Origin of the sequence: Sporosarcina sp. D27 (assembly GCF_000586555.1) — a bacterium.
Lineage (GTDB): Bacteria > Bacillota > Bacilli > Bacillales_A > Planococcaceae > Sporosarcina.
This window is the reverse complement of record NZ_AZUC01000043.1, coordinates 13,878-38,332: the sequence shown is the minus strand read 5'-3', so window position 1 is coordinate 38,332 and position 24,455 is coordinate 13,878. Positions and strand designations below refer to the sequence as shown.

Annotated in this window: 31 protein-coding genes; 5 read left to right on the top strand and 26 right to left on the bottom strand. The window is 40.6% G+C overall.

Going from position 1 to position 24,455, the window contains the following annotated elements; translation table 11 throughout:
- Positions 1–82: 82 nt before the first annotated feature.
- From N693_RS0106465 to N693_RS0106440, 6 genes are all read right to left on the bottom strand, one after another.
- On the bottom strand, positions 83–322 hold the full coding sequence (locus N693_RS0106465) for a hypothetical protein (RefSeq protein WP_025783987.1): 240 nt from the start codon (positions 320–322) through the stop codon (positions 83–85).
- Between the two features lie 88 nt (positions 323–410).
- Positions 411–842, bottom strand: coding sequence for a Fic family protein (locus tag N693_RS20570; RefSeq protein ID WP_025783986.1), 432 nt, complete (start codon positions 840–842; stop codon positions 411–413).
- Positions 843–979: 137 nt separating this feature from the next.
- The gene (locus N693_RS0106455; RefSeq protein WP_025783985.1) at positions 980–1,720 is read right to left on the bottom strand and encodes a class I SAM-dependent methyltransferase; all 741 of its coding nucleotides are present in this window, start codon (positions 1,718–1,720) and stop codon (positions 980–982) included.
- 140 nt (positions 1,721–1,860) lie between these two features.
- On the bottom strand, positions 1,861–2,655 hold the full coding sequence (locus tag N693_RS0106450; protein WP_025783984.1) for a YqhG family protein: 795 nt from the start codon (positions 2,653–2,655) through the stop codon (positions 1,861–1,863).
- A gap of 25 nt (positions 2,656–2,680) precedes the next feature.
- On the bottom strand, positions 2,681–4,201 hold the full coding sequence (locus N693_RS0106445) for a DEAD/DEAH box helicase (protein WP_156028876.1): 1,521 nt from the start codon (positions 4,199–4,201) through the stop codon (positions 2,681–2,683).
- Positions 4,202–4,377: 176 nt separating this feature from the next.
- Positions 4,378–6,045, bottom strand: a complete 1,668-nt coding sequence (locus N693_RS0106440; RefSeq protein ID WP_025783982.1) for a ribonuclease J — start codon at positions 6,043–6,045, stop codon at positions 4,378–4,380.
- Positions 6,046–6,312: 267 nt separating this feature from the next.
- On the opposite strand from N693_RS0106440, the gene N693_RS0106435 reads away from it, so the two are divergent.
- Complete coding sequence (locus tag N693_RS0106435) at positions 6,313–7,770, top strand: DHA2 family efflux MFS transporter permease subunit (RefSeq protein ID WP_051508696.1); 1,458 nt, start codon at positions 6,313–6,315, stop codon at positions 7,768–7,770.
- 42 nt (positions 7,771–7,812) lie between these two features.
- Here the strand turns inward: N693_RS0106435 and N693_RS0106430 are convergent, their stop codons facing one another.
- The 4 genes from N693_RS0106430 to N693_RS0106415 form a co-directional block, all read right to left on the bottom strand.
- On the bottom strand, positions 7,813–8,634 hold the full coding sequence (locus N693_RS0106430) for a DUF817 domain-containing protein (protein WP_051508695.1): 822 nt from the start codon (positions 8,632–8,634) through the stop codon (positions 7,813–7,815).
- Between the two features lie 16 nt (positions 8,635–8,650).
- Positions 8,651–8,875, bottom strand: coding sequence for a helix-turn-helix transcriptional regulator (locus N693_RS0106425; protein ID WP_025783979.1), 225 nt, complete (start codon positions 8,873–8,875; stop codon positions 8,651–8,653).
- A 10-nt stretch (positions 8,876–8,885) separates the two neighbouring features.
- The gene (locus tag N693_RS0106420) at positions 8,886–9,368 is read right to left on the bottom strand and encodes a DUF2975 domain-containing protein (RefSeq protein ID WP_025783978.1); all 483 of its coding nucleotides are present in this window, start codon (positions 9,366–9,368) and stop codon (positions 8,886–8,888) included.
- 174 nt (positions 9,369–9,542) lie between these two features.
- Complete coding sequence (locus tag N693_RS0106415; protein WP_025783977.1) at positions 9,543–10,727, bottom strand: MFS transporter; 1,185 nt, start codon at positions 10,725–10,727, stop codon at positions 9,543–9,545.
- 281 nt (positions 10,728–11,008) lie between these two features.
- Between N693_RS0106415 and N693_RS0106410 the strand changes: the two genes are divergently transcribed.
- Entirely contained in the window at positions 11,009–11,650 is a 642-nt protein-coding gene (locus tag N693_RS0106410; RefSeq protein ID WP_025783976.1) for a metal-dependent hydrolase, read from the top strand.
- A gap of 54 nt (positions 11,651–11,704) precedes the next feature.
- Here N693_RS0106410 and N693_RS0106405 read toward each other — a convergent pair whose 3' ends face one another.
- From N693_RS0106405 to N693_RS0106350, 12 genes are all read right to left on the bottom strand, one after another.
- Positions 11,705–12,199 (bottom strand): hypothetical protein, encoded by a 495-nt coding sequence (locus tag N693_RS0106405; protein WP_025783975.1) that lies wholly within the window; start codon positions 12,197–12,199, stop codon positions 11,705–11,707.
- Complete coding sequence (locus N693_RS0106400; RefSeq protein ID WP_025783974.1) at positions 12,189–12,404, bottom strand: helix-turn-helix transcriptional regulator; 216 nt, start codon at positions 12,402–12,404, stop codon at positions 12,189–12,191. The genes N693_RS0106405 and N693_RS0106400 overlap by 11 nt, the downstream gene beginning before the upstream one ends.
- Before the next feature lie 131 nt (positions 12,405–12,535).
- Entirely contained in the window at positions 12,536–12,889 is a 354-nt protein-coding gene (locus tag N693_RS0106395) for a hypothetical protein (protein WP_025783973.1), read from the bottom strand.
- Positions 12,890–13,312: 423 nt separating this feature from the next.
- The gene (locus N693_RS0106390) at positions 13,313–13,801 is read right to left on the bottom strand and encodes a hypothetical protein (RefSeq protein WP_025783972.1); all 489 of its coding nucleotides are present in this window, start codon (positions 13,799–13,801) and stop codon (positions 13,313–13,315) included.
- A gap of 48 nt (positions 13,802–13,849) precedes the next feature.
- Complete coding sequence (locus N693_RS0106385) at positions 13,850–14,338, bottom strand: hypothetical protein (RefSeq protein ID WP_025783971.1); 489 nt, start codon at positions 14,336–14,338, stop codon at positions 13,850–13,852.
- Between the two features lie 3 nt (positions 14,339–14,341).
- Complete coding sequence (locus N693_RS0106380) at positions 14,342–14,653, bottom strand: hypothetical protein (protein ID WP_025783970.1); 312 nt, start codon at positions 14,651–14,653, stop codon at positions 14,342–14,344.
- A complete protein-coding gene (locus N693_RS0106375; protein ID WP_025783969.1) occupies positions 14,653–15,642 on the bottom strand; it encodes a hypothetical protein in 990 nt (329 codons plus the stop codon). Before N693_RS0106375 ends, N693_RS0106380 begins: the two co-directional genes overlap by 1 nt.
- 10 nt (positions 15,643–15,652) lie before the next feature.
- Complete coding sequence (locus tag N693_RS0106370; RefSeq protein WP_025783968.1) at positions 15,653–16,402, bottom strand: hypothetical protein; 750 nt, start codon at positions 16,400–16,402, stop codon at positions 15,653–15,655.
- On the bottom strand, positions 16,399–16,941 hold the full coding sequence (locus N693_RS0106365) for a hypothetical protein (protein ID WP_156028875.1): 543 nt from the start codon (positions 16,939–16,941) through the stop codon (positions 16,399–16,401). Before N693_RS0106365 ends, N693_RS0106370 begins: the two co-directional genes overlap by 4 nt.
- A gap of 364 nt (positions 16,942–17,305) precedes the next feature.
- Positions 17,306–17,701 carry an SET domain-containing protein gene (locus N693_RS0106360; RefSeq protein ID WP_025783966.1) on the bottom strand — a complete coding sequence of 132 codons (396 nt, stop codon included), beginning with the start codon at positions 17,699–17,701 and terminating at the stop codon, positions 17,306–17,308.
- 102 nt (positions 17,702–17,803) lie between these two features.
- On the bottom strand, positions 17,804–18,439 hold the full coding sequence (locus tag N693_RS0106355) for a hypothetical protein (protein WP_025783965.1): 636 nt from the start codon (positions 18,437–18,439) through the stop codon (positions 17,804–17,806).
- 85 nt (positions 18,440–18,524) lie between these two features.
- A complete protein-coding gene (locus N693_RS0106350) occupies positions 18,525–19,250 on the bottom strand; it encodes a DsbA family oxidoreductase (RefSeq protein ID WP_025783964.1) in 726 nt (241 codons plus the stop codon).
- Positions 19,251–19,459: 209 nt separating this feature from the next.
- Here N693_RS0106350 and N693_RS0106345 point away from each other — a divergent pair, with 209 nt between their 5' ends.
- Positions 19,460–20,116, top strand: coding sequence for an SDR family oxidoreductase (locus N693_RS0106345; RefSeq protein ID WP_025783963.1), 657 nt, complete (start codon positions 19,460–19,462; stop codon positions 20,114–20,116).
- A gap of 46 nt (positions 20,117–20,162) precedes the next feature.
- On the opposite strand, the gene N693_RS0106340 is transcribed toward N693_RS0106345, so the two are convergent.
- Entirely contained in the window at positions 20,163–21,239 is a 1,077-nt protein-coding gene (locus N693_RS0106340) for a hypothetical protein (protein ID WP_025783962.1), read from the bottom strand.
- A gap of 209 nt (positions 21,240–21,448) precedes the next feature.
- Between N693_RS0106340 and N693_RS19625 the strand changes: the two genes are divergently transcribed.
- Positions 21,449–21,772, top strand: a complete 324-nt coding sequence (locus tag N693_RS19625) for a GRAM domain-containing protein (protein WP_025783961.1) — start codon at positions 21,449–21,451, stop codon at positions 21,770–21,772.
- 391 nt (positions 21,773–22,163) lie between these two features.
- Positions 22,164–22,457 carry a hypothetical protein gene (locus tag N693_RS0106330; protein ID WP_025783960.1) on the top strand — a complete coding sequence of 98 codons (294 nt, stop codon included), beginning with the start codon at positions 22,164–22,166 and terminating at the stop codon, positions 22,455–22,457.
- 155 nt (positions 22,458–22,612) lie between these two features.
- On the opposite strand, the gene N693_RS0106325 is transcribed toward N693_RS0106330, so the two are convergent.
- The 3 genes from N693_RS0106325 to N693_RS0106315 all read right to left on the bottom strand — a co-directional run bounded on the left by N693_RS0106325 (position 22,613) and on the right by N693_RS0106315 (position 24,314).
- The gene (locus tag N693_RS0106325; protein WP_025783959.1) at positions 22,613–23,230 is read right to left on the bottom strand and encodes a nitroreductase family protein; all 618 of its coding nucleotides are present in this window, start codon (positions 23,228–23,230) and stop codon (positions 22,613–22,615) included.
- Between the two features lie 92 nt (positions 23,231–23,322).
- The gene (locus tag N693_RS0106320) at positions 23,323–23,691 is read right to left on the bottom strand and encodes a hypothetical protein (protein ID WP_025783958.1); all 369 of its coding nucleotides are present in this window, start codon (positions 23,689–23,691) and stop codon (positions 23,323–23,325) included.
- Between the two features lie 260 nt (positions 23,692–23,951).
- Complete coding sequence (locus N693_RS0106315; protein ID WP_025783957.1) at positions 23,952–24,314, bottom strand: hypothetical protein; 363 nt, start codon at positions 24,312–24,314, stop codon at positions 23,952–23,954.
- Between the last annotated feature and the right edge of the window lie 141 nt (positions 24,315–24,455).

Here is a 24,455-nt window from a genome sequence, read left to right as displayed (position 1 = left end):
TCTAAATGGCCCGTTTGCTTAACGGGGCAAATCCTTTTTCAAGAATTGCCCCCGTTAGTTTGAATTTAAAGTTAGTTCTGTACTAAGAAGGAACCAACCAAACTTTATATCTATAATCATTACCTATTGTCCTTTTTGTGAAGACTCTGAATTCCTTCATCTCGGCAAGTCTAAAAGCCAAGGAATAAGCTATTTTATAATCCGGTGTGTCATAACCATCATATAATCTTGCATACATTTCATTTCCTAGTGAATCTGCCCAAACATCTGCTTCACACAAGCTATCAAATATAATATTTTCTCTTTTCCATTGAAGTGTCATCTTTTAACCTCCTATCTAAAAATTGAAAGATTTGGCCGGATTGAAGCACAACTGTTGGTTGCAAAAAAGCACCTCATAGAGATGCGTTTTAACTAATTGTACTTAGATATAAGTCAAGAGAGTCTTCTACTTCACGTTCTACTAATGCTATAAAATCGCTATAATCTTCTGTCGTATGTGCTTTGTCAAGCGCTTCATAATAGGCCAATCGATTTTCCACCTTAATAATGACAGGAGGAAATCCATCTTTCATTACTTCTGAATTCAGCAAAAGTCTAGAAGTTCGTCCATCTCCATCTATAAAAGGATGGATGCCAACAAAAATCGCAGTGAATTTCACCATAATCTGTTTAGTTAAGGAATGATCGATTCGAAGCCATTGTCCAGCCATGAACAGTGGAAACGCGAGCAATATGAAAAGAAATAAGTAGAAAACCCCATCCGTGAAAAGGAGACCTGTACAAGTAATTCCAAATATTATTCCGGAAGCTATGAGCAAAATCCCTATCCCTTTTTTCAACAGCGTTCTCACCCCTTTTCTTACGTTTCTTACTTCATTTACGAATTGTCTCTTTCGAAAGTTTCAAATTCCTCATGGGTATCAGTTCTTCATCCAACAAAAAAGAGTGCCTTCATGGCACCCTTTTTGACATCCGATTATACTATTTTTTTCACCTTCACCCGATACGACAAACACTCATGTAACGGCACCTTATCATGATACCGCCATTCTTCAAAATCCATCGCCCCGCCCGGAAAAATGCCGACGATTCTCAAACCAGCCTGTTCACACAGTTCACTAATTTCCTCTAGAGAATAACAGCGTAGGGACTGCGTTACTTTTTCCTCGGGATGATCGGCATGCCACCAACTGTCGAGCATGCGATGTTCTTCTTCATCATACTGATAGACACGACGTGCTGCGTGTACCGTCATTTCCTGACCATCCACCTGCTGCCAGTACCTAGGCTGATAGATGTCAATCAATGCACAGCCATCCTCCTTCATCCACTTTCGAATCCGATTCAAGAGTCGAAGCTGATCCTCGTCTGATCCAATTCCAAACCCGTCAAAGTAGCTTACAACGTCAAAAACTTCAGGCAGTTCAAACTTATAGAAATCTCCGCAATAACTTGTCACCATTCCATTGGACCGTTCTCTAGCAAATTCGACCAGCTCGGGGACAAGCTCCAGTGTCGTCATCTCAATGTCTTGTTCTGCCAAAGCTTTTGCCATATCTCCTCTACCTGCACCAATATCCAGCATCTCGCTAAAAGCGTTCCCAACTTGCTCTTTCACTTCCTGAGCTAACTCGTTATAAGCATCTTTCATATCCATATCCTGATTCATCCACTCAAATTGCTTTCGATAAAAGGGTTCAACCCATGATTGTGTCATTTAGATTCCTCCTGTATTTTTTCGTTTACAGAGAAGAATTCAAGTACAATAGCGTCATGGTCAACCCTCCCTTTACTAGTTAAGGATGATTATACAGTGTTTTCAGAATAAATTCTACATTCTATTGAAATCTATAAAAATTATAGTAACGCCGTCTTCAAATAAAACAATCCGCCATTAATAATTTCAATTCGGATTGTCGTTTCATACTGTTCCTCAATCGCTTTTTTCTCCATTGCATAACTCTCAGGCACATCCTCCACTCCCGTGTAGAAGTAATCCAGTACCCGCAAATCTCTGACTTGTCGTTGCTTCGCTTCATCCACCCATGTGTGATCATCCTGATTCACAACGTTTTCCATCACCTCTTCAAGGCGATTTAAGGCGCGCATTGGAGGTATATTATATGGTAGGTAGTACGTATTCGCAGAAACCGATGGCGCTAGATCTAGTTTGCGGACAGACTCTTGAAACCCATCAATGACTGCACCATTCATTAAATTCATCCCTAACGAATAGAGCATTTCTTTAGTCCGATCACTGGAATACGTAATTTTATAATTCACTCCTAGCCATGGCGTTAACGTGACTTGGGTCGCCTGATTTTGACCAGGTTTCTCATACATTTGAACGAAGGCTCCTTGTTCTTTCGTCACTTGAAACAGCTGATGAAGTCTCGGTGAGCCAAAGTGGATTCGCTCTCCTGCCAACGAGGCTGAGAACTGACTCGGGTTTGTGATCAATGTAAGCTTAGCCGGATTTGGTTCTACACCTCCACTTTCTACATAACTCCAGTAATACGGACGATTCATAATGCGCTTATCCATGTCGATTGTTAACTGAACCGTCATATGATCATAGCTTTCGTCAAGTACCCTACATTTGTTTTCATGGAAAAACCGCTGGATGTACTGATGAATTTCTTGCTGGCGCATAGATAACCTCCATTCACAAAACTACTCAAGAAATAGACCTTTTGCCATCTGTTAAGATATGATCCAATTCCCCGACCACTTTTTCAAACACACCAATCTTCCGTTCAAGTAATTCCACCATTTTGTCTTCTACTGATTGTTGAACCGCTAAATTGTATATATGCACGTCTTCCGTTTGTCCAAGTCTATGAACACGTCCAATCCGTTGCTCTAGCTTCATTGGATTCCATGGCAAGTCATAGTTAATAACATGGTGACAAAACTGCAGGTTTATCCCTTCACTTCCTGATTCAGTTGCGATTAGCACTTGTGCATTGCCTTGGAATAACTGCTTCATCCACTCTCGTTTGTTTTTACTGAACTTCCCATTGAACAGGACACTCGTGATACCTTTCGCATGTAAAACTGCTTGCAAATAGGCTTGCGTTGCACGATATTCTGTAAAAATGATCACTTTATCATTAACTTTTTGGATGAGCTCCAACGCTTTTTTTGCTTTAGAATGGATGTCCAGCTCTGTCAGCTTCAACAATATCTCTTCAATCTGGAATCGAACTTCCGGTTGGATTGTTGCCTGATGTAATTTCTCTAATGTCAACACCGCAGCCAGCTGACTACTGCACATTTCCCGCTGAAGGGTAAGCAACGTAAACGAATCTGAAACTGGTAACTTCGAAATCATTGAATAGACAGCTCGTTCTTGTTCCGTAAAGTCTAGCGGCATAATTTGTACAAGACGATTCGTCCATTCAATTCCAGTCTCGTGTCTAATGTTCCGTACCATCACTTGTTGGATCAATTCCTTCAAAAACTCATCTTCTTCGACATGATGCTTACTCGCAGAAAACACACTTTGGAACGTTTCTAAGTTTCCTAAATGACCGGGCTTCAGCAGAGAGATCAAGTTAAACAATTCGAACACATCATTCTGAATCGGGGTCGCCGTTAACAATAAGCAAAACTTTTTCTTCAATTGCTGAACAAACTCATAGTTTTTAGTTTTAGGATTCTTGAGTTTATGAGCTTCATCGATAATGACCAAATCGAACTCTTGCTGATAAATCATCTCTTTGTGAGGACTTCTTTTCGCCATGTCGATACTCGTCACAACAATTGGGCAGTGATCTAGATTGTATTTTTTATTGTAAGCAATCGCAGGAATATGGAACTTCTGATTCAGCTCAGCAATCCATTGATTGGTTAAGGATGCTGGAGCTAGTATGAGCGCTTTTTTCACAAGACCTCGGATGAGATACTCTTTTAATACAAGTCCTGCTTCAATCGTTTTTCCAAGTCCCACTTCATCTGCTAAAATGGCTTTCCCATTCATCCGCTCAATAACTGTTTCAGCAGCCTCCAATTGGTGTGCATACGGCGTGAGATTTGGTAAATGTTTTGGCGATTGGAGACCGTGAAACTCCGGAATCACTTTCGCTCGTTCCATGTCATAACACATTTGATAGAGCGTCCAATTATCCCATTCTTTGCGATTCTCGAGACGTTCTAAAAATCCTTCTTTCCATTCCGATGACCGCTCAATTCGCATACGTATCCCCTCATTCAATAATGTCTTTTAAATTAGCATGCCCAAAGAATAGTATTTTTATGTATAGAGCAGTTGTCTATCCTAGTATAAAAAAGAAGAGCCCGATGATTGCTCATCTGACTCATCACTTTTTATTCATACTAGCTGTTTTTCAATACGGTATTTAATGGCCAACTCTAGATTTCGATCACAAATACCAAGATCATCGGTCTTCTTTTTGTTCTTTCAAACAGTAGTGTTTCTACAGATTTCTTGATTTGTTGTCTCATAACGGCCCCATCGCTGCCATTGATTGTCTTGAATCTGTCAACAGTCGTTTTGATCGATTCATTCACTTCTTCTATCAATTCTTGTGCATCTGGTTTGTAAACAAAACCTCTCGAAATTGTATCGGGTTCAGCTAGGAGCCTGCCCGTCTCTTTACTTACAGTAATCAGAATCACGAGCATTCCTTCTTCTGAAAGTAGTCTTCGATCGCGTAACACGATATTTCCTACATCCCCAACTCCTAAACCATCGACAAATACCCTACCAGCTCGGACTTTTCTTGTTTGATGTGCGGTTTGACCGTCAAAATCCACTACCTCTCCATTGTTGACGATGAAGATGTTTTCTCGTTCCACTCCCACCGATTCGGCCAATTGTCTGTGTTTGTGAAGCATTCTGTACTCCCCATGAATGGGGATGAAGTATTTAGGTTTCATGAGTGTCAGCATGAGCTTCAGTTCTTCCTGACGAGCATGACCGGATACATGCATCCCTTCTTCAGACCCATAGATCACGTTAGCTTTCAAAAGGAATAACTGATCAATGATCCGTGAAACGTTCTTTTCGTTACCTGGAATTGGAGACGACGCTAAGATGACCGTGTCGTCAGGGAGCACTTCTGTATGCCTTGAGTTCGAACTGGCTAAACGGGATAACGCAGCGAGCGGTTCCCCTTGGCTCCCCGTACAAAGAACAGCAACATTTTGAGGGTCCATTTTCTTGATTTCATAAGGCTCGACAATCATGCCATCAGGAATCGTTAAATAGCCAAGCTCCGAAGCGACTTTCACGACATTCAACATACTCCTACCTAATAACACCAATTTACGATTCGTTTTCTGTGCTGCATCGATCACTTGCTGAACGCGGTGGACATTCGATGCAAATGTTGAGATGAAGACTTTTCTGTGTGCATTTCGAAACGCTTCTTCAATATGGGATCCGACCGCCATTTCAGAAGGATTAAAACCTGGGCGCTCTGCATTGGTACTCTCTGAAAGCAACACTAATACACCCTTGTCCCCGATTCTCGCCATCTTATGGATGTCGGGTGGCTCGTTGTTCACTGGAGTCAGGTCGAATTTGAAGTCACCCGTATGGACGACAACTCCTATTGGTGTATGGAATACCACGCCTACACAATCAGGAATACTATGATTTGTTCTGAAAAACGTGATGTTCACACTGCCAAACGACAAATCGGATGTATCGTCAATCAAATGCATTTCCGTAGATCGTAGCAGTCCATGTTCTTTCAATTTGATTTCTATCAACCCTAGCGTCAGATCAGTTGCATACACAGGAAGATTCAGCTGTTTCAAGAAGTAAGGAATGCCTCCAATATGATCTTCATGACCATGGGTAATAATTAATGCTCTAACATGGTCTTTGTTATCCTTTAAGTAAGAAATATCTTGGATGATCAAATCGATACCAAGTAAGCTCTCGTCAGGAAACTTTGATCCACAATCAATAACGAAGATGTCCTCTTCATATTGCACCACATACATGTTTTTTCCGATTTCATTTATCCCACCTAACGCAAAGATAGATAATCCCTTTTCAAATGTAGTCATCTTCGATCCGCTCCCTATACCAATTGAATATGGCTAGTATGCACTTGTATGTCCAAATTTATGAATTCTTAAATTCGACTATTTTGGAGCTGAAAAATGCAAAACTTTGTGTCCAACATGCCAGATGCCAAGAATTAATAATCATGATATTATAGGAAAGTTCAAAAGCAGGAATGCTTACGAGTACATGACATATAGGAGGAATTTAGTTTGGAAGAAAAAAGTACGTTACGGCTTGTACTCGCTGGAATCCTTCTCGGTATTTTAATGTCGGCAATGGATAACACGATTGTCGCGACAGCATTAGGTTCGATTTTAGGAGATTTGGGTGGCGTCGACAGCTATGTATGGATCACTTCGGCATACGCAGTCGCTGTTCTTGCAGGGATGCCGATTTTCGGTAAGCTCTCCGATATGTTTGGAAGGAAACGTTTTTTCATTTTTGGTATTATCGTTTTTATGATTGGATCTGCCCTCTGTGGCCTGGCACAATCCGTTCCACAGTTAGCAGTCTTCCGTGCAATTCAAGGAATCGGTGGCGGTGCACTTTTACCAATCGCATTCACCATTGTATTTGATGTGTTCCCACCTGAAAAACGCGGGAAAATGACTGGTCTATTAGGCGCTGTTTTCGGTGCATCTAGTGTGATTGGACCTTTGCTCGGTGCTTGGATCACGGAATCCATTAGCTGGCACTGGGTCTTCTATGTCAATATTCCAATCGGGTTAGTGTCCTTATTACTCATCGCTCGTTTTTATAAAGAAGCTTCGAAACCCGTCAAGCAGACAATTGACTGGATCGGGGCAATATCACTTGTCGTTGCAGTGGTTAGCCTCATGTTTGGCCTCGAATTCGGTGGTAAAGAATTTGCTTGGTCCTCTTGGCAAAGCATTTCACTGTTTAGCATTTTCGTGATTTTTTTCATTGTGTTCATCTGGGCAGAAACACGAGCAAAAGAACCGATCATTTCGTTCTGGATGTTTAAAAATCGACTATTTGCTTCATCGCAAGTACTTGCGTTTCTTTACGGTGCAACATTCATATGCCTGACGATTTTCATCCCGATATTCGTCCAAGCGGTATATGGAGGGTCTGCAACGAATGCAGGTATTGTATTAATGCCAATGCTAATTGGGACTGTTGTAGGTAGTGCACTTGGTGGAATTCTTCAAACGAAGACATCTTATCGTAGAATCATGGTCATTTCAGTGATTGCCTATTCAATCGGAATGATTCTAATGACCACGATTACGCCGGACACGGCAAGGACTCTCCTATCCGTTTACATGGTATTTGTCGGATTCGGTGTAGGTTTTTCCTTTTCTTTGCTGCCAGCGGCTTCAGTTCACAAAATGGATTTCAAATATCGCGGTTCTGCCAACTCAACAAACTCATTTTTCCGTTCGTTCGGACTGGCACTCGGAATTACGATTTTCGGTGCGATTCAAACAAAGCTGTTAGCAAGCGGGCTCACTTCAGGTTTTGAAAAAATGCCAGGTAACAGTGCAGGTAGCATCGAATCGATTGGAAATATCCAAAACGTCTTCCTACCTGAAACACGCAAAACGATTCCACCTAATATTCTAGAGGTAATTACAAACGCCATGTCCACTTCAATCTCGACGACATTTTTATGGGCACTCATTCCTGTAGCGATTTCGATCATCGCCGTGTTCTATATGGGACCTGAGCGTTTAATCCCTAAAAAGGAATCAGAAAAATAAGTAGTAAAGAGGCAACGACAAAGTTAACGTCGATGCCTCTTTTCAATTAGTCTCCTCATTCTTTGAAACTGGAAGTTTTCGTTTTACTTGTTTCAGCGTTGCGACTATTAGAAAACTAACAATCACGAGCAGTAACCAAGAACTCACTTTTCCTAGATGTACCAGACTCCACGTATCCGTCTGATTTGGGTATTGCCAAGCACCAAAAAAAGTAGCAATATTCTCTGCAACCCATATGAAAAATCCAATGAGTGTAAAGGAGAGGGCAATGGGCATTTTATATCGACTTCCATTCACTTCATAGGTCACCCACGAACGCCAGAAGACAACTAGTACGAGTCCAGATAGCCACCAACGAATGTCGATCCAGAAATGATGTATAAAGAAATTCAAGTAAATTGCAGCTGCAAGAGGAACTACCAATAGGAACGGCGGCCACTTTACTAGCTGAACATTCAGCCGTCTCCATGCCTGGCACAAATAACTAGCAACACTGGCATACATGAATCCACTATAAAGAGGCACTCCGAGAATTTTCATATACCCTTCTTCAGGATAAGACCAGGATCCCATATTCACTTTAAAAACCTCCAAAGCCAGTCCAATAAGGTGAAACAATGTAATTACTTTCAGTTCATCTTTCGTTTCAAGTCCAGAGTGAACCATCCACCATTGCATGAGTAAGAAAATGAGGAGCAACCAATCATACCTAGGCAGTAATGGAAGAGGGATGACTTGCGTCAATGCCAATGAACCAAAAATGACAACCGGAAAGACGCAAGACAATGCTTGCTCCCTCCCAAAGTAAATCAGTTGCGTCAGGTATCTTTTTAGCCGACCTAAATAACTCGCATCAGGAGACATGACCTCTTCCCATCCCTTAGCCATCTTGCTGCCCCTGTTCACCTTGATACTCTAGAATGTCGCCTGGCTGACAATCCAGCGCCTTACAAATCCCTTCTAACGTTGAAAACCGAACCGCTTTCGCCTTTCCATTTTTTAAAATGGATAGATTCGCCATTGTGATTCCCACTTTCTCAGACAACTCCGTAACACTCATTTTCCTTTTAGCGAGCATGACATCGATATTAATAATAATTGACATAAGATTCACCTCAGACCGTCAAGTCATTTTCAGATTTTATATCGATTGCGTTTTGTAATAATTTCTGTAAAACAGCGGCAAAAACAGCGATGACCATGCAGCCAAAAATAATTCCCAATCCGATTACAATAAGCCCTGGTGCATCATCGGCATCTCCCATCATGAAAAGCAGTGGCATGAACACCACAAAAAGCGTTCCTATTATGAGGGCACATAGTTTGATGTTCTTCAACACGGTAACGGAAGCATCTGAAAACGCTGTGTCCCTGTCAATATACGTTAAAAGTTTCATGGTCTGATATAGGGCCACGAAGTAAATAAGTGCAGCCGCATACAGTCCGATTTGAAACGGATATTGCAAAAATGCCAAGTTGGGCACAAGTTCAGCTAAGAATTCTGCAACTAGGGGAACTACAAAGATACAAAGAGCTAAAATCGGAAGCGCCATAATCACAAGCGTCACCTTTAAAAATAGTGTTTCGCGTTTCATCAATAACACCTCGTTTGGTTAGATTAAATCTAATCTTACATCATTATTTATCGATATTCAATAAATTATTATCGAATTCTAGAATGTTATTATCGTTTTATATATTTTTTCACAAAAAAATCCTCAATCTTTGGAATTGAGGATGTCTTTATCTATTCAGTTTTCAAGCAGCTACGTTCAGTTCTTTACTCTCAAACTAAGCATTCGGATCAGTACAATAGCGATCAGAAGGAAGAATGTGATGAGCCCGATTACTCCTTGCCAACCGAAGTGAGACCAGAAAAAACCACCAGTAGTCCCGCCAACGCTTGAACCAAAATAATAGAAAAATAAATACAATGAAGAAGCTTGGGCTTTGTCATGTTTCGCACGATGGCTCACCCATCCGCTCGCAATCGAATGACTTCCAAAGAAGCCGAATGTAAAGACTACAATCCCAACAATCTTTAAAATGAGACTGGCGTTCAGTGTAATGATTGCCCCAGCCAACATAAGGATTGTACCAATTAACAAGATATTTCGGCGTCCATACTCATTCGCCAACTTCCCAAACCACGTCGAGCTAACAGTCCCCACCAAGTAAACGATGAAAATCCATCCAACAATCGTTGTACTTAACGAATAGGGCGGTGCTAGCAATTTAAAACCGATGTAATTGTAAAGCATGACAAAACTGGCCATGAGAAAGAATCCGATCCCATATAACTTCAACATGGCAGGATCTTTCAAATGGGAGACCAATGATTTCCGTAGGTTATTAAGCTGAAGCTCACGTGCAACGAAGTGATTAGAACTTGGCAATGCGACAACAAAGTATGCGCTGATCAGCAAACTTAACACTCCGATGACGATCATACCAATTTGCCAGCTATACAGGTCTGTCAATGTCCCCATCATGATGCGCCCTGCTAAGCCACCCACTGAGTTTCCGCTAATATAGAGTCCCATTGCGACACCAAGGTCTTTCGGATGCATTTCTTCACCTAAGTAGGCCATCGCAATGGCAGGTAGTCCCGCGAAAGTGATTCCTTGAACAATTCGCAGTCCTAGTAGCACTTCAAACGTTGGTGAAAACGCTAAGGCGAGCGTTAACATAGACGAAGCAAAAATTGAAATCGTCATTAATCGTTTTCGTCCCCATGCTTCCGATAACGAACTGACAATCACCAGACTGATTGCCAATGCAAACGTCGTGACGGATAAGGACAAACTTGCAAGTGCTGGGGATATATTAAACTCCTTCGAGAATTCCGGCAGAAGCGGTTGTGTAATATAGAGGTTCGCGAATGTAATAAACCCTGCAGCGAATAAAGCCCAATTCGTATGTTTATACTCTCGAGATCCTCTTTGGATATAATCCATTTATTATCTCCTCAACTCCTAAAATGCTAATAAGCTCTTACTATTTTAAGTATAAACCTTAAAAAACAGCATGGTAAAAATATTGCTTGAGGGAGAATACAGCTTGTATTCCTACGCTCATAGGCGTCTCTCCAACAATGAATATAAACTTTTAGTTAACGTATTCCCCATTTTCTCCTTCTCTCGTTTATACTAGGAAAGCGGCGATTATAGAATGTACGTTCCAATCGTTCGTATTGGAACAGTTCGTTCTCAAAACTTACAGCTAAAGAGGGTTTCAGATGAAAGGCAGTTCACATTTAGGAATTGGCATTGCAGTTGGCGCAATTGCCGGGTACATCACACAACCAGACTTCATGACCGTCGCGATATGTGCGGGGATCGGGGGTGCGTCTGGTGTTGCACCAGATTTAGACACAAATGGACTCGCAAGTAATCGCATTACATTGTCGAAAAAAGTGAGTAAGGTACTCATGGAAGTTGCCGGTATCGGGATTTTACTTATGCTCATTTATCAAGTGATGACTCAAGGAATGAGCCGTGAAATTTACATATACGCAGGGATCGGCCTTATCCTTCTAATTGTCTCACGGGTGATTACACAAAGACGGATGCTGACGATCACAGGGATTCTGGTTATGTTGCTTGGATTTGTATGGGATCAATCCATCGGCATTTTGCTTGCGGGAAGTTTTATTATTTTTGCTTCATTTTTGCCACATCGGTCTTATACGCATTCACTTATCGGCGTTGTGTTTTATGCGTTCATTTTAAAGTATCTCTATATGGAATGGCCATTTGATGGGTTAGTCTTAGCAGGATTGGCAGGCTATATCAGTCATTTAGTGGCGGACATGAAAGTGTTGCCCGTGAATCGCAGAGGTGTGAAATGGTTTGCCCCCTTGTGGAAGCAGGAGTTTTAATTGGTCATGAAAAAACGAGTATCCGTGAATCGGGATACTCGTTTCTCATTTTCATCACACTGACGACATAAATTTTCGGATTGTTCGATAGTAAATCCAATATTGCCCCGCTGCAAGAAGTAAAACCCCTACAATCATCCACGTTTTACTGATTGGCAGCATTAAATAGACACCTGCCATTACTGGTAACGCCCAAGCAAAATACGTGTACACTTTTTTGGTCGCCTGTTTGGTGACATCTTGAAACAGCTCATCATCTTCTAAATACTCCTGTGGCTTATAGGTTGTCATTGAAATTTTGTGTTTGGGCATTCTTTTATTGTGTTTTGCAATCCGCAGACAAAACAGGAGTAAGTAAAAGACGACTATCACCATCATTGCGTTCAGCAAGATGCCTGAATTCCCACTCATGCTAATTTCAAATCCAAATCCACCATCTGAAAAAGTATTTACTGTGGCAGCATAGCCAACCAACAAAACAAATCCCATAATAATAAAAATTCCAGCCATCTGCCAAAGCGGATAGGTGATGCGCATATCATTCTTCATGTTCTTCCTCCCCCTCTAACCAAAAAATTTCATTAATATCACAATCAAGCGCCTTTGCCAGTTTTAATGACAGTGTGACAGAAGGTGAAAACTCACCTTTTTCGATGAACCCGATCGTCTGTCTGGTAACACCGACTTGCTTTGCCAATTCTATTTGCGTGAAGCTGTAACGCGCACGCAGCTCCTTTAACCGATTTTTCAGCATCACGACACCTCTTCACTTTAATGTACACTATTCTTAACATAATGCATAGTATTCTTAACATCTTATTTCTATTACATGCAAAAACACTCAAATTGACAGAGCAACTGAGTGTTTTTATGTTGAATTCTATTTTAATATTTACGAACCTTTAGCACCCACCAAATGAGCACAAGTTGCAATGGCAGACGAATCCATAATGCTGCTGGAGACAAATCAAAATTCTCCGGTGTCAGTGCCATATAGATGTTCACTGGAAACACAAGCACTAAAAAGATAGCAATTAACACGCCCACTCGTTCACGAGTTTGCTTTAGGAACAAACCAAGTGCCAGCAAGATTTCCATAATACCTGAAATGTATACAATCGCCGGTCGCAACGGCACCCATTCGGGCATAGCCATGATGAAAAATGAATCCAATAAGAAGTGGCCAACTCCTGCAGCGGCAAAAAAGAGACAAAAAGCATATAATGCAATTTTTTTCATAGAAAAGACTCCTCACTAGGGGTGAGTAAGTTTATTAGCTGATTTCCCCTGGTATGCGCGGCCCGGGAGATAGATTGTGCTCATAAACTTGGAATTATGCTCATAACTTTGAGATTGTGATCATAAATCTCGAATTCCGCTCATAGACTTAGATTTGTGCTCATAAATCTCGGATTCCGCTCATAAACCTGGATTTGTGATCATAAGTCACGGATTCCGCTCATAAACTTAGATTTGTGATCATAAATCTCGAATTCCGCTCATAAACCTGGATTTGTGATCATAAGTCACGGATTTCGCTCATAAACTTAGATTTGTGATCATAAATCTTGGATTCCGCTCATAAACCTCCCACGATCAAAGCGGTAGCAAGCTAATCAAACAAGATTTAATTCAATTACTCTAACAAATCCCCCAATACTCTTATTCCCCTACCCTAAACAGTTCCCTATCCATGTTTTCCGGAAACGTTTTCGTAATGGTAACAGTGAAGACTGGTCCACTGGTAAACGTCACATATATGTTTTCTAATTTAATTACTATTGATGTCAAAAATTCTTTTTCTTCATCTTTGTAACCATACACAAGCACACGTTGAACAAGTGTATTTTCCAGTTGAATCGAAGAACTTACGATTAACGGCTCTCGAAATCCTTCAACTCGTTGAAATTGGGAGAGTGTATCAGCGTCATGCGTCTCGTCAATCAGCAATTGATCATCGCCATACTCCGTTTCTTTCCATGACAGAACCCAGTATAACGGTCGCTCGAAATCTGTTGGGGATTGAAAACGCAGAACTGGTTCTGGACAGAGATATTCCCATCCTTCTCCTTTTTGATAAACTGCGAGCTGCTCAACTAGAAGCGTTTTCAAATCCATTCCAATAACTGATTTCACGTTTGTTTCCTTCACCCTAGTATTCTCCTCTGTTTGTAATTCAAGAAAACAATTTCTCACAAATCAGTCCAACTCAACAACTAGACGTAACGGAATTCCAAAGTATCTGTACTCAATATTCACAGTGTGAATCGGTAAATCGTTCTTCACGGTCACACCGTAAATCAAATCCTCTTTAGTAACTGTTCCCTCATTGTGTTTTGTTAATGTTTTAGCAGGAGACGTTCCCTTTTTAATAGAAACATTTTTTAAATCGCGGACTCCACATCCATTTAACTCTTCGGTTCTATAGTCTTCAGTAAGTGTGAATCCTGTTAATGCATCACAGGTTTGAACTTTCATTTCAGTTGGCACTTCCTCCACATTCACGGTTACATTTACAAGTTGAATCGTACTCAGCCCGCGGTTCCCGACTCCTACAAGGTACAATGTCTGATCCAAGTTTGAAGCGATTGTTCCAGTCTCTAATGGCGGATACATCTTTAGAAAGGTACAGATTCCGGCAATTAGGACGAATACACTCACTATCGGTATCCATAGTTTTTTACTCATCCTTCATCCCCCCAACAAATAAGCCAGCTCCGTCATTCCTAATGTAAGGAAGATTACTCCGAGAAACACTTCCCCATAATACGTTTTAGGACCTTCATACTTTGCTTTACTCATTCTCCAACCAATGAACATCCCAATCAACGTCCCCATCGCACCATAGCGTAATACCGAAATCACATACTCATAAACTGGCAAATACTCTTTCATCTCAACTCCATCTTCTAAAGTAAGATGTTTATAATTAGCCAAGAAAAGTCCTAGGGATAAGGAAATAATTAGACCATATATTGCACCATTGCGAATTCGTCTGTCCATCACCTTGCCTCCCATCCATTTTCAAGCTTTACTTCCATCAAAATATTAAGCGTTTCTTGCAAGAACTCATCTCTCTTTTGTTCATCCTTTAAAGATAACCCTGCTTCCACCCGATCATAACGAAAAGCCCGGATCACTGATTCCAGAATCAGAACAAGTACCTGCTCCTTTTCTGTATAGGGGCGTTCAAAAGTATACGATTCCAACAATAATTGAAATCGCTCTACTTCCGTCAGGTCTCCGTTATAAGGCGCGTGCCATGCATGGTAAACAGCGACTGCAATGGCTTCGTTCAAATACACTTCGTTTCCAGCTAGATTAAAATCGTAAATGCCGAGCTTTCCACTCTCTTCACACACCATATTGTAATAGCAAAAGTCCCCTTGAACAGCACCTTGAGGCAGTTGCGCCCAAGCTCTCTGCAACTCTTTCCGATAGTCAAGATACAAAGATTCAATTGCTGCAAATAAGGGATAACCTTGATAATATTTCTTAAACTCTAAGAAACTTAATTCATTTTCATCATAGTCCCCAAGGTTTTCCGTCACGTTGCCGCCAAACATGCTCCACGATGTCCCTGAAGTGAAGGGTGACTGGATTTTGAATGAAATAGTATGTTGTTCACCTAATAAACGACCTATTTTAGACAGCAACTCATCTGTCATAAAGGTTAGTTCATGCCCTGACAATTCTTTTTCTAAAGTGAAAACGAATCCATCTTCTGCATGTACATGTAAACCGCTAGTTGTCTTAACATACTTCGCAACATTCATATTGCTTTCAACAAGTCGTTGAGCATATTGACAGCAAGCTTCCCAATATAAAACGTCCGCACGTTCACCTTTCAACAAATAAGTCGACTCAGCTGTCACTTTCACCAATATTTTTTTGCCTGTACGTAAAATCTCTATTCTTTCCGGCTGTAAATTATAGTTTTTACAAATCGCTGAAACCCTTTCAGCATCCATAATTTCCTCTTGAGTAGTCATTCCTTTACACCTACTCCAATTCACGTTCGTCAATCATCATCATGTACTGAAAATCACTTGAGCCATATGAATATTGGGGACTCTTGAACAAGATTTCTTGTGAGACCGATTTTCCATTGCCGCCCACTGCATCCCACTTGAATTCGAATTGCATAGCAGCTGTTGAGTAACTAGTGAACAACGGAAATGTTTCTGTCTCATCTAAGTGAATAGAAGATTGCAACACTTCTTGCCAAGTTGGAGGAAGCGGTATTGCACCGAACGATTCTTCAGCTAATACTATTTCTTTGGACATTTGAACTCGAGGGCTATAATAGGTCTTTCCATCCATCACTCCATAATCCCTCCGACGGATGATATACGCATTCAATTTCTCTGCAGCGATTTCAGGTGCAACATTCCACGTTAAGAAATAAGAAGTCGGGTCGTTTCTGTCAATCATCCAGAGCCTGGGTTCTCCATTCGATTCCAAACTGATTAACTCCCATTTCCATTTGCCCCAAATCCAAAAGCTCATTCCATAATTACCGTCATCTGAAATATAAGGAACTGCAACGTGACGACGATCTGCTTGAATCGCCTGTTGAATGTCAGCAACTTTGTCTCCAGACCTATATTGGTTCAACATGTCGTTCATTTCCTGTAGAAGTTGGCGCTCATCCGGAAATTGGGACGGGGGAGAATAATTCCACCACATAAAGACTAAAAGGAGGACACTCGCTACAGAAGTCCATATCCACGTTATGTGAGGTCTTCTCATTTTTCGTCACCTCCCTCAACAAATGATTGAGTTGAACGGAAGTACAGATGTTCAGTCGGAGTTTGTATGAGCAAACCTTTCCCGTCTTTTTCTACAAAAATCGTCGAACGGTGGCCACTTCCCCATTTTGGTTTCGCATCCTTTAACAAGTATGGAAAACGTTCATATTTCGCTTTTTCTTGGTATAACGTATCCTCATACCAAGACTCATCGAAAATTTGTGATTGCTTCAGCGATTGAATTTCTGAATTCAATACCCTCATATTGAGGACAGCCTTCGCATTTCCAGTTGGATGAATGGATAGAATCGATGCTTCTTTCACATCCGATACAAACGTCTCCGCATGATCTGTCGGATAAACAAAATGCCCAATCGAACTTGCCACTAGTATGCTGAGTAAGAAAATATAATTCGCCCCGAACCCTAACCATGCGAATTTACGATACCGCTCCCAACGCCCCTCTTTTCGTTTGAGAATGAAATATAAAATCCATACACCTAGCGGTAATACAGCAATTTGAATAACTGTATTAGCCATCACCCATGTAATTGAAAAGGAAGATATACCGATTAATAAAACCAGAAAAGCTTTCCAACCTACCTGTTGCTCGGGATTTTTTCTATATATTCTATACGAGAGGTAAAAAATCGCTCCCCAAGCTAAAACAGTTAAAAGGTTAGATAAAAAATCAAAAGGACCATACTCGTTTATCTCGTTCACTCCTCTTATGAATCGTATAATCATTAACGCCCGGAAATATAATTCAATTCAGTTAATTCGCCATATGAATATCATACACTATATGGAAATCATTAGGGAACAATTTTTGAAATTGAAGATACGCAAAAAGCCACTTACACGCAGTGTGTAAATGGCTTTTCTTCGACTATTCTTTCAGTACTTAATCTTCTGTGGGGGCATAATCTTGGTTGAACCAAAGTTGCTCCTGATCATCCACTTCACCATTGTAGTTGATGAAGATTTCTTCGCCTGCTGTTATTGATTTATGGGCAAAGAAATCAAATGTTTGGTTATCAAAATTGATGTCATACCAGGCATTCGGCTCATAAGAATGGTTGAAAAGCATGCCATATCCTAAAAGAATCGCGGAGTGGTTTACGCCATATTCGAACGCGTAATCTCCGAGAATTGTTTTCTCAATATACTGGTGCTGTTCGTTCGGATAGGAAATGACCGGCGCCGCATGCAGCAACTGACCTTTTTCAATATCACATGTGGCAAAAACGCCTCTGTTGAACTCGCCATCACTTATTTCTGAAGTTTTTACTTCTATCATTTATTCGCCTTCTCGCTTTTGTATTTACTGCCCACTATAGCATGAATGAACCATCCAATGCTTTGTCTAGAATTCTATTCTTAATGGTTTTGTCGTTTGCGATTAGACACCTTCCCCATAGTAATCGAAAACGTCGGCCAAGTCGGCGTAAATCTGATACCCGTTGCCCCAGTATTCTTTTACCCATGCGAACAGCTCAATCATCTGTTCTCCATGCTGAGCCACTTTTTCTTCCAATCCTTTTGCTTCTATTAGCTTCGCATGACACCAGGCTGGGTCTGGAAGAGTTTCAAACCATTGCTTCTCGCCATCATCCATTGTATCCCCATAATACACTTCCCACTCTGCCGGCAGCATCTTCGGCCATTCCGCGCCCAGTCCAACGTCTTCCATGATTTGACGGAAGTCCAGCATGAGTGAAAACGTCCAACCTTCTTCATCAGCATCTGGTAATTCTGCAAAGGATAGTTTATACGACTTTGGAGCGGGTTTTGCTTTTACTAACTTTTGAAAAAATGTAGGCTCCGGGGTACGATCCTCCCATGTATAATTCCGAATCGCGTAAAGGATGACCTCACTGTGATCTTGCATCTGACCATATCCAGGCAGTTTTTCGTTTTGAACAGTTAAGAGTTCTTCAAGTTCCATTTGTTCTGAAAGAGACAGTTTACTTCGAAGTTCTTTTATCCGTAAATCATGTAATCCAACCGCGTGTCGGCGCTCCTGTTCAAAATTCATTTACACATTCCCCCATTCCTTTTTACATCCCTCATTAAAAATATACCGTCATCTAACAGTAAAGATGACGGTATCCTTCGATTACTTATTTTTCTTCAGGAATCGCGCAGCTGCCATCTGTACATGTGGCATCTGCCCCATTATCCGGTGACAGGTTTTCAAACACGGATACTGGCTGTTCTTCTTCCAAGATTTTCTCTATAGCTTGTAAAAATGCTTCAGGTGGCTGTGCACCTGAGATCGCATATTTTCGATTAAAAACAAAGAATGGAACGCCTGTAACACCAAGTTGTTTTGCTTCTTCGATATCCGCGCGTACTTCATCAGCATAAGCATTCGGATCACTCGCAACGGCAAGTGCCTCTTCTTTAGATAAACCTGCTTCGACCGCGAGTTCAACAAGGATTACTTCATTCCCCACGTCTTTCGATTGTGTAAAGTTTGCATACAGTAATTTCTCTGCAAGTACAGCATCTTTGCCGTGAACTTTCGCAAACTTTGTCATCCGGTGTGCGTCGAATGTGTTCGTCGGTTTCATCGTATCAAATTTGAATTCAAGTCCCACTTCTTTCGCTTGTTCCGCGATAGAGCCCATTATTTGTTTCGCTTGTTCAGCACTACCGAACTTAGCTGCCATACTCTCATAGAAGTCTTGTCCGCTATACTTCGCGGATTCCGGACTTAATTGGAAACTTTTATACTCTATTTCAATACGATCTTTCCCACGAATTTCATCCAACGCTAGTTCCAACTTACGCTTTCCGATATAGCAAAACGGGCATACAAAATCCGACCAAATTTCAATTTTCATAAATAACCTCTCCTTAACTAGTAGTCTTGTTTGTTGTGACCACTATACCATTGGAGAATCAGGAAACGAATTAGTTAGCTTATGTTTGTAATTTCTCCCCAATGTTAGGCAGTACTCTGAGTGGGGTATAAATAGATAGAGACATTTTTCACTCATCGTTTACACCACCTATGTAAAATCTTAAAATGCGAACTTAAGAAAGGTTGGATATTGTGAAAGTACTAGTAATTGGAGCAAACGGCCAAATCGGTAAAGAACTTGTTTCTTTAATTCAGAAGAGTGATGCGTTGACAGCCAAGGCGATGATACGGAAGCAAGAACAGGCTTCTTATTTCGAAGACTTAGGAGCTGAAACGGTCTTAGTGGATTTAGAAGACGACACGAAGAAAATTGCAGAAGCCGCTGAAGGCGCAGATGCGATTGTGTTTGCTGCAGGTTCCGGACCGAAAACGGGTGCAGACAAAACGATGCTAATTGACTTGGATGGCGCAGTGAAGTCAATCGAAGCTGCAAAACAAGCGAACGTAAAGCGTTTCATCCTCATCAGTTCTTATGATACGACCCGCGAGGCAATCCAGGAAGCAGATTCATCATTTGCCCCTTATGTTGCAGCGAAACATTATGCAGATGAATGGCTTCGCAACACAGATTTAGACTATACGATTGTTCACCCTGGTATGTTAACGAACGACGATGGAACTGGTAAAATTGAAGCTGCTAAGAAAGTTGAGGCAAACAAAGTTCCACGAGATGACATCGCTCAGGTCCTACTTGCATGTTTAGAAGACAGCTCGACAATCGGCAAAGAATTCCAAGTAATTGCAGGCGATACGCCGGTGAAAGAGGCAATCGCTTCGCTTCAATAATTACATTGAATAACCGTCCCTATGGTCAATTTTTGGGACGGTTATTTTAGTTTCGCTCTTTTTCTGACGGCCCTTTGCTGTTTAATTGTCTTTTGTTTTCTGCCACGAGTTTTTCGAAATAGGATAGCTCTTTAGATTCTTTAGTTGTTCCTTCAGCGAAAGGAACCACATCTTCTGTTTTTTCAGGTGTAACCACTTGTTTAACAGGTCCATCTGAAAGTGAAGAATTAGTGGGCTCAAGCTCCTCTTGTTCGTAATATCGATAGGATGTTGCTGGCTCACTAGGTATCGTTACTTCAATTTCTCGAATGTCTGACCGACTAGTGGATACAGGTGTCTCAACTTCAATCGATGGCGTAGTATCCGCTTTCTGAAAAACAGCCGTTTCTGGAGTTTTTTGCAGTAGCTGATTATTTATTACATTGTTCAGTTTAGAGAATCCCGATTTTAACTCCTCTAAAAGCTTTTCATATTCAGGTGTGTCTGTTTCAACTTGCGTGTAATTCCCTTTTACGAAATTGACTTGATAAAAAGGTTGAGTCCAGTTACGAATTTCAATGACCAGCGCTAATGTGTGGATTTTTTTCGGCTGAATATTTTTAGGAAGTTTACTATATATCTCTTTTTTTATATACTCTAGCATCGGGATATTCGTAGATGTAAACGACATATCGATCACTTCTGAATTCTCTACAATCGCAACGGCTTCCAATTCAGGGAATCCATAATTATCTAGCGTGTAAGACATGTTGGCCTTCGGTGTAGTCAATGGTTTTCCAAGGCCATCCACTGCACGCCAACAAAAAATCTGACGTGATTCTTCATGAATTGTAACTCTTGTCAATGCATCACTTGAAACATAGGTTAACGTATTCTCTAGATTACCTGCTGGAGGTTGTATGGAACTCAAACTTTCTCGTTGCTTGGCCAATTGATCCACCTCTAATGAATTCGCTTTGGCAAACAAAGGAATCGTTAAAAACAAAAGTATAGCAACGACACTCCATCCCAGCCAGCTAGCCCCATTAATAATCGCAAGGGCTAAAAAAATACATCCAACAAGTGGAGATAGACAACCTAGGCACCCGAATACATTGGAATTTTTGGTAGAGATAGGTTCCATCCTCCTTTGATGTGATAATGATATAAAAGAAAACCCCTAAAAAGCACATAATTGCTCGATCTATCCGAGACTATAGTATATAGGATCCAAATTCTTTTTACTGAAAAGCCCCTTTGTTTAGTTGAGGTTTGACAGGGGAAATCAATTGAAAGAAGTATTTGTTGACTAGCAATCTACCCACTGAACTTTTTTAAGGAGGAGTTTACATTATGGAACTTCATGACGGAGAAACAGTTAAGTATAAGCTGTCCGCTAACTTGAGAAATGGGATTGAATTTGTAGGCGGAGTCTTAACCATTACAGACCAGCGATTCCTTTTTTCATCACACGCCATCAACATTCAAAAAGGCGAAGTGGCAATTCCTATCAGCGATATGGAGAAGGTGCGTGAATCGAACGCCCTCGGAATCCTTTCGAATGGTCTTACTGTAGAACTAACAGACGGATCTTCTCACACGTTCGTCGTTGCTCCAGGAGACATGTCTAAGCGTGAGGATATCGTGGAATTTGTTCAAGAGAAATTAAGTGCGTAACACACTGTACCTCAAACACTTCTAAATGTTTGGGGTATATTTTTTCATCTCCTTATATCTAGCTGGATGCCCGGGAATCGACGTCTTCATAACAGTAGCCATTATTTCAAACCACGTATTTAGATTTTCATGCACGCCATCATAATCCAATGGTCTCTTTATAGTTACTTGAAAATTTAGTCAAAAAAGGTTTTATTCGCCTTAAATCATTGATATACTATTTATAGGTTGACAATTACTATACGTTAACACAACTGAATTAGTTTCAATACTTGTTGAGTGTTTATATAAGCACCGATTTTTAAGTAGTTGCTCTTATAGAATCCGCCACATCCACTAATCTTTAAAAACTTCTTTACAAGTACACAACTAACGAGTAGGAGGAGAAGCAATGGCTAACTGGTTCATTACTATCAGTATCTTTGTTGTTATGTTGTTTGGTTTTAATAGGCTTATGGGGTATAGGAAAGGCAATATTACATTGGAGTTGGATGGCAGGTACGCAAGTCTTACCGATCAAGCCAATGCAGTTATCGAAGAGCTAAGAAAACAAGGTAAAAGTGCTGAGTACAACGGAGATGGTCATTATGTGGTTGATGGACTGTCTTATGTGGTTCTCAAAAGAAATGTTGCTATGGGCGGAGTTCCTTTGGAGCGCACTGTACTCGTACCGGAAAAGAAGTAAAGCTTTCCTTCGAACAATATATAAAAATGCCAGTATACTTTTGAATTTCACATTCAATCGTATACTGGTATTTTTCATTAGATTGCTATTCATTAAGACGTACAATATGCATAGTACTCACCAATTTCGTGAATAACCGATACTTATTTAATTGTTTATATGAACTTTACTTTGTCTTCAATTGGAAATCGAGTTGTTGAATACGCAGGAGAATTTTCTTTTCCAAGAGTAATTAAAACAATCGGAAAATAACGATCAGATATATTGAAACGCTGTGCAAATTTCACTTTGTCAAATCCACCCATTGGCCCAGTTGCATAGCCACGCTCTTTCGCAATGAGCATGAACTGCATTGCAGCGAGACCAGAATCGAACGTGGCCAAATTCTTACGCGATTCTTCAGGCGCATATGGATAAGCCTTGTGGGCATTTCCAACGAGCACAGCTTTACTTGCCTCGTCCACAAAACCAGCTTCGGACATGCTGTCATAAACTGGATCGATGTTTTTGTAAAACTCCTTATCTCCCAGTACAGCGATGACTGCAGAAGCAGTTTCTATCTGTTCTTGGTTAAATGCAATTTTTCTCAAATCTTTGCGTTCTTCAGCATCTAGGAAGACAATGAACTCCCATGGTTGTAGATTGCTAGTTGAAGGTGCGAGTGTTGCTTGCTCTAGCATCTCCAAAATCTCTTTTCTCTCGATGGTGAAGTCCGGATCGTATTTTCTCACCGAACGGCGTTCTTTAATTACGGTAGAGATTGTTTTAGACAAGTTAACTCCTCCTGTTGGTTAAAAGAACCATTAATTCTTACAACAGTAGCATACTTTTAGTAAGTCAATTCGTCAAGTATTGATAAATGGTGTTAAGTCTCTTCGGTGCTAGTAATAATATGCATACTTTCTAACAATGCCCGCGCGTCCTGATTCAAATAAGTAAGTGTATCTTCCCTGCTAACTAGACCCGCATGATCCTTCACCATCAATTTAAAAGATCGAATGTTAAAATGAGCAGCATAATCATTAATAGCATGAATTACTTTAACCTCCGATTGGGTCAAACGTCTTCCATCCGAATTCAAAACAAACTCAAATAAATCTTGCGCATTCCTTTGGAGATGATGCTTATGTGTTTTCACAAGGTCTACATTATCCTCCATATACTTTCTTGCAGTTATAAAATCCAATTCATCCACACATTGATTGATCATTTTAAACAATTCATGAGAATTCATATGACCACCCCTTTACTTTACCAGCCCTTACCAATATACCATTTCATAATTGTACTTCCACTTTAGAACATATTTTTTAGTCATAAGGAGAATACTAAATTCGCTATATAGCGTCACATCTCCTTTGCGTAAAACTCCGCAAAAAGAAAAACCCTTTCAATTGTAGATACTTTAAGTGTATCACTTCGAAAGTGTTTTTAGATTTCATGTTAAGTTTTTCTCACCTATGAGGTAGTCTACTTTTTACAACTCACATGCACTTAAACGATGAGAGCGTTCATGCTTTCCAACAATGCTTTCGCATCTTCATTCAAGTAAGTGAGGGTGTCTTTTTTACTAAGTAACGCGCCTCTTTCTTTTACTAATAGCTTAAAACCCCTAATGTTAAAATTGGCGGCATATTCGTTGATCGCCTGAATAATATTCAGTTCTTTTCTGTTTAGCATCTCGCTGTTCAGATCTCGGTTTGCAACAAATTCGAACAGTTCTTGCGCATTGTGCTGCAACCGATGCTTATATCTGTTAAGCAATTCAATATTCTCTTCCATGTATTTCCTTGCAGAAACAAAATCCAATTCGTTGACGCACTTGTTAATGGCCGTAAACAGTTCCCTTTCGCTCATTCTAACCACTCCTTTTATACTAATTAACACTGTACCACTTAAAGGTCTAAAGTTCTATTAGAGAACAATTAGAAAATGATGAGAGTTTGCATTAACTGGCCCGTACAGGTCTATTTTTGCTTTTGAGAAAGGGAATGTGTT

Coding starts and splice junctions, on each gene's coding strand:
- N693_RS0106465 (WP_025783987.1), bottom strand. CDS start 322: ATGACACTTCAATGGAAAAGAGAAAATATTATATTTGATAGCTTGTGT.
- N693_RS0106455 (WP_025783985.1), bottom strand. CDS start 1,720: ATGACACAATCATGGGTTGAACCCTTTTATCGAAAGCAATTTGAGTGG.
- N693_RS0106450 (WP_025783984.1), bottom strand. CDS start 2,655: ATGCGCCAGCAAGAAATTCATCAGTACATCCAGCGGTTTTTCCATGAA.
- N693_RS0106445 (WP_156028876.1), bottom strand. CDS start 4,201: ATGCGAATTGAGCGGTCATCGGAATGGAAAGAAGGATTTTTAGAACGT.
- N693_RS0106440 (WP_025783982.1), bottom strand. CDS start 6,045: ATGACTACATTTGAAAAGGGATTATCTATCTTTGCGTTAGGTGGGATA.
- N693_RS0106435 (WP_051508696.1), top strand. CDS start 6,313: ATGTCGGCAATGGATAACACGATTGTCGCGACAGCATTAGGTTCGATT.
- N693_RS0106430 (WP_051508695.1), bottom strand. CDS start 8,634: ATGTCTCCTGATGCGAGTTATTTAGGTCGGCTAAAAAGATACCTGACG.
- N693_RS0106425 (WP_025783979.1), bottom strand. CDS start 8,875: ATGTCAATTATTATTAATATCGATGTCATGCTCGCTAAAAGGAAAATG.
- N693_RS0106415 (WP_025783977.1), bottom strand. CDS start 10,727: ATGGATTATATCCAAAGAGGATCTCGAGAGTATAAACATACGAATTGG.
- N693_RS0106410 (WP_025783976.1), top strand. CDS start 11,009: ATGAAAGGCAGTTCACATTTAGGAATTGGCATTGCAGTTGGCGCAATT.
- N693_RS0106405 (WP_025783975.1), bottom strand. CDS start 12,199: ATGAAGAATGATATGCGCATCACCTATCCGCTTTGGCAGATGGCTGGA.
- N693_RS0106400 (WP_025783974.1), bottom strand. CDS start 12,404: ATGCTGAAAAATCGGTTAAAGGAGCTGCGTGCGCGTTACAGCTTCACG.
- N693_RS0106395 (WP_025783973.1), bottom strand. CDS start 12,889: ATGAAAAAAATTGCATTATATGCTTTTTGTCTCTTTTTTGCCGCTGCA.
- N693_RS0106385 (WP_025783971.1), bottom strand. CDS start 14,338: ATGAGTAAAAAACTATGGATACCGATAGTGAGTGTATTCGTCCTAATT.
- N693_RS0106380 (WP_025783970.1), bottom strand. CDS start 14,653: ATGGACAGACGAATTCGCAATGGTGCAATATATGGTCTAATTATTTCC.
- N693_RS0106375 (WP_025783969.1), bottom strand. CDS start 15,642: ATGACTACTCAAGAGGAAATTATGGATGCTGAAAGGGTTTCAGCGATT.
- N693_RS0106370 (WP_025783968.1), bottom strand. CDS start 16,402: ATGAGAAGACCTCACATAACGTGGATATGGACTTCTGTAGCGAGTGTC.
- N693_RS0106365 (WP_156028875.1), bottom strand. CDS start 16,941: ATGGCTAATACAGTTATTCAAATTGCTGTATTACCGCTAGGTGTATGG.
- N693_RS0106360 (WP_025783966.1), bottom strand. CDS start 17,701: ATGATAGAAGTAAAAACTTCAGAAATAAGTGATGGCGAGTTCAACAGA.
- N693_RS0106355 (WP_025783965.1), bottom strand. CDS start 18,439: ATGAATTTTGAACAGGAGCGCCGACACGCGGTTGGATTACATGATTTA.
- N693_RS0106350 (WP_025783964.1), bottom strand. CDS start 19,250: ATGAAAATTGAAATTTGGTCGGATTTTGTATGCCCGTTTTGCTATATC.
- N693_RS0106340 (WP_025783962.1), bottom strand. CDS start 21,239: ATGGAACCTATCTCTACCAAAAATTCCAATGTATTCGGGTGCCTAGGT.
- N693_RS19625 (WP_025783961.1), top strand. CDS start 21,449: ATGGAACTTCATGACGGAGAAACAGTTAAGTATAAGCTGTCCGCTAAC.
- N693_RS0106330 (WP_025783960.1), top strand. CDS start 22,164: ATGGCTAACTGGTTCATTACTATCAGTATCTTTGTTGTTATGTTGTTT.
- N693_RS0106320 (WP_025783958.1), bottom strand. CDS start 23,691: ATGAATTCTCATGAATTGTTTAAAATGATCAATCAATGTGTGGATGAA.
- N693_RS0106315 (WP_025783957.1), bottom strand. CDS start 24,314: ATGAGCGAAAGGGAACTGTTTACGGCCATTAACAAGTGCGTCAACGAA.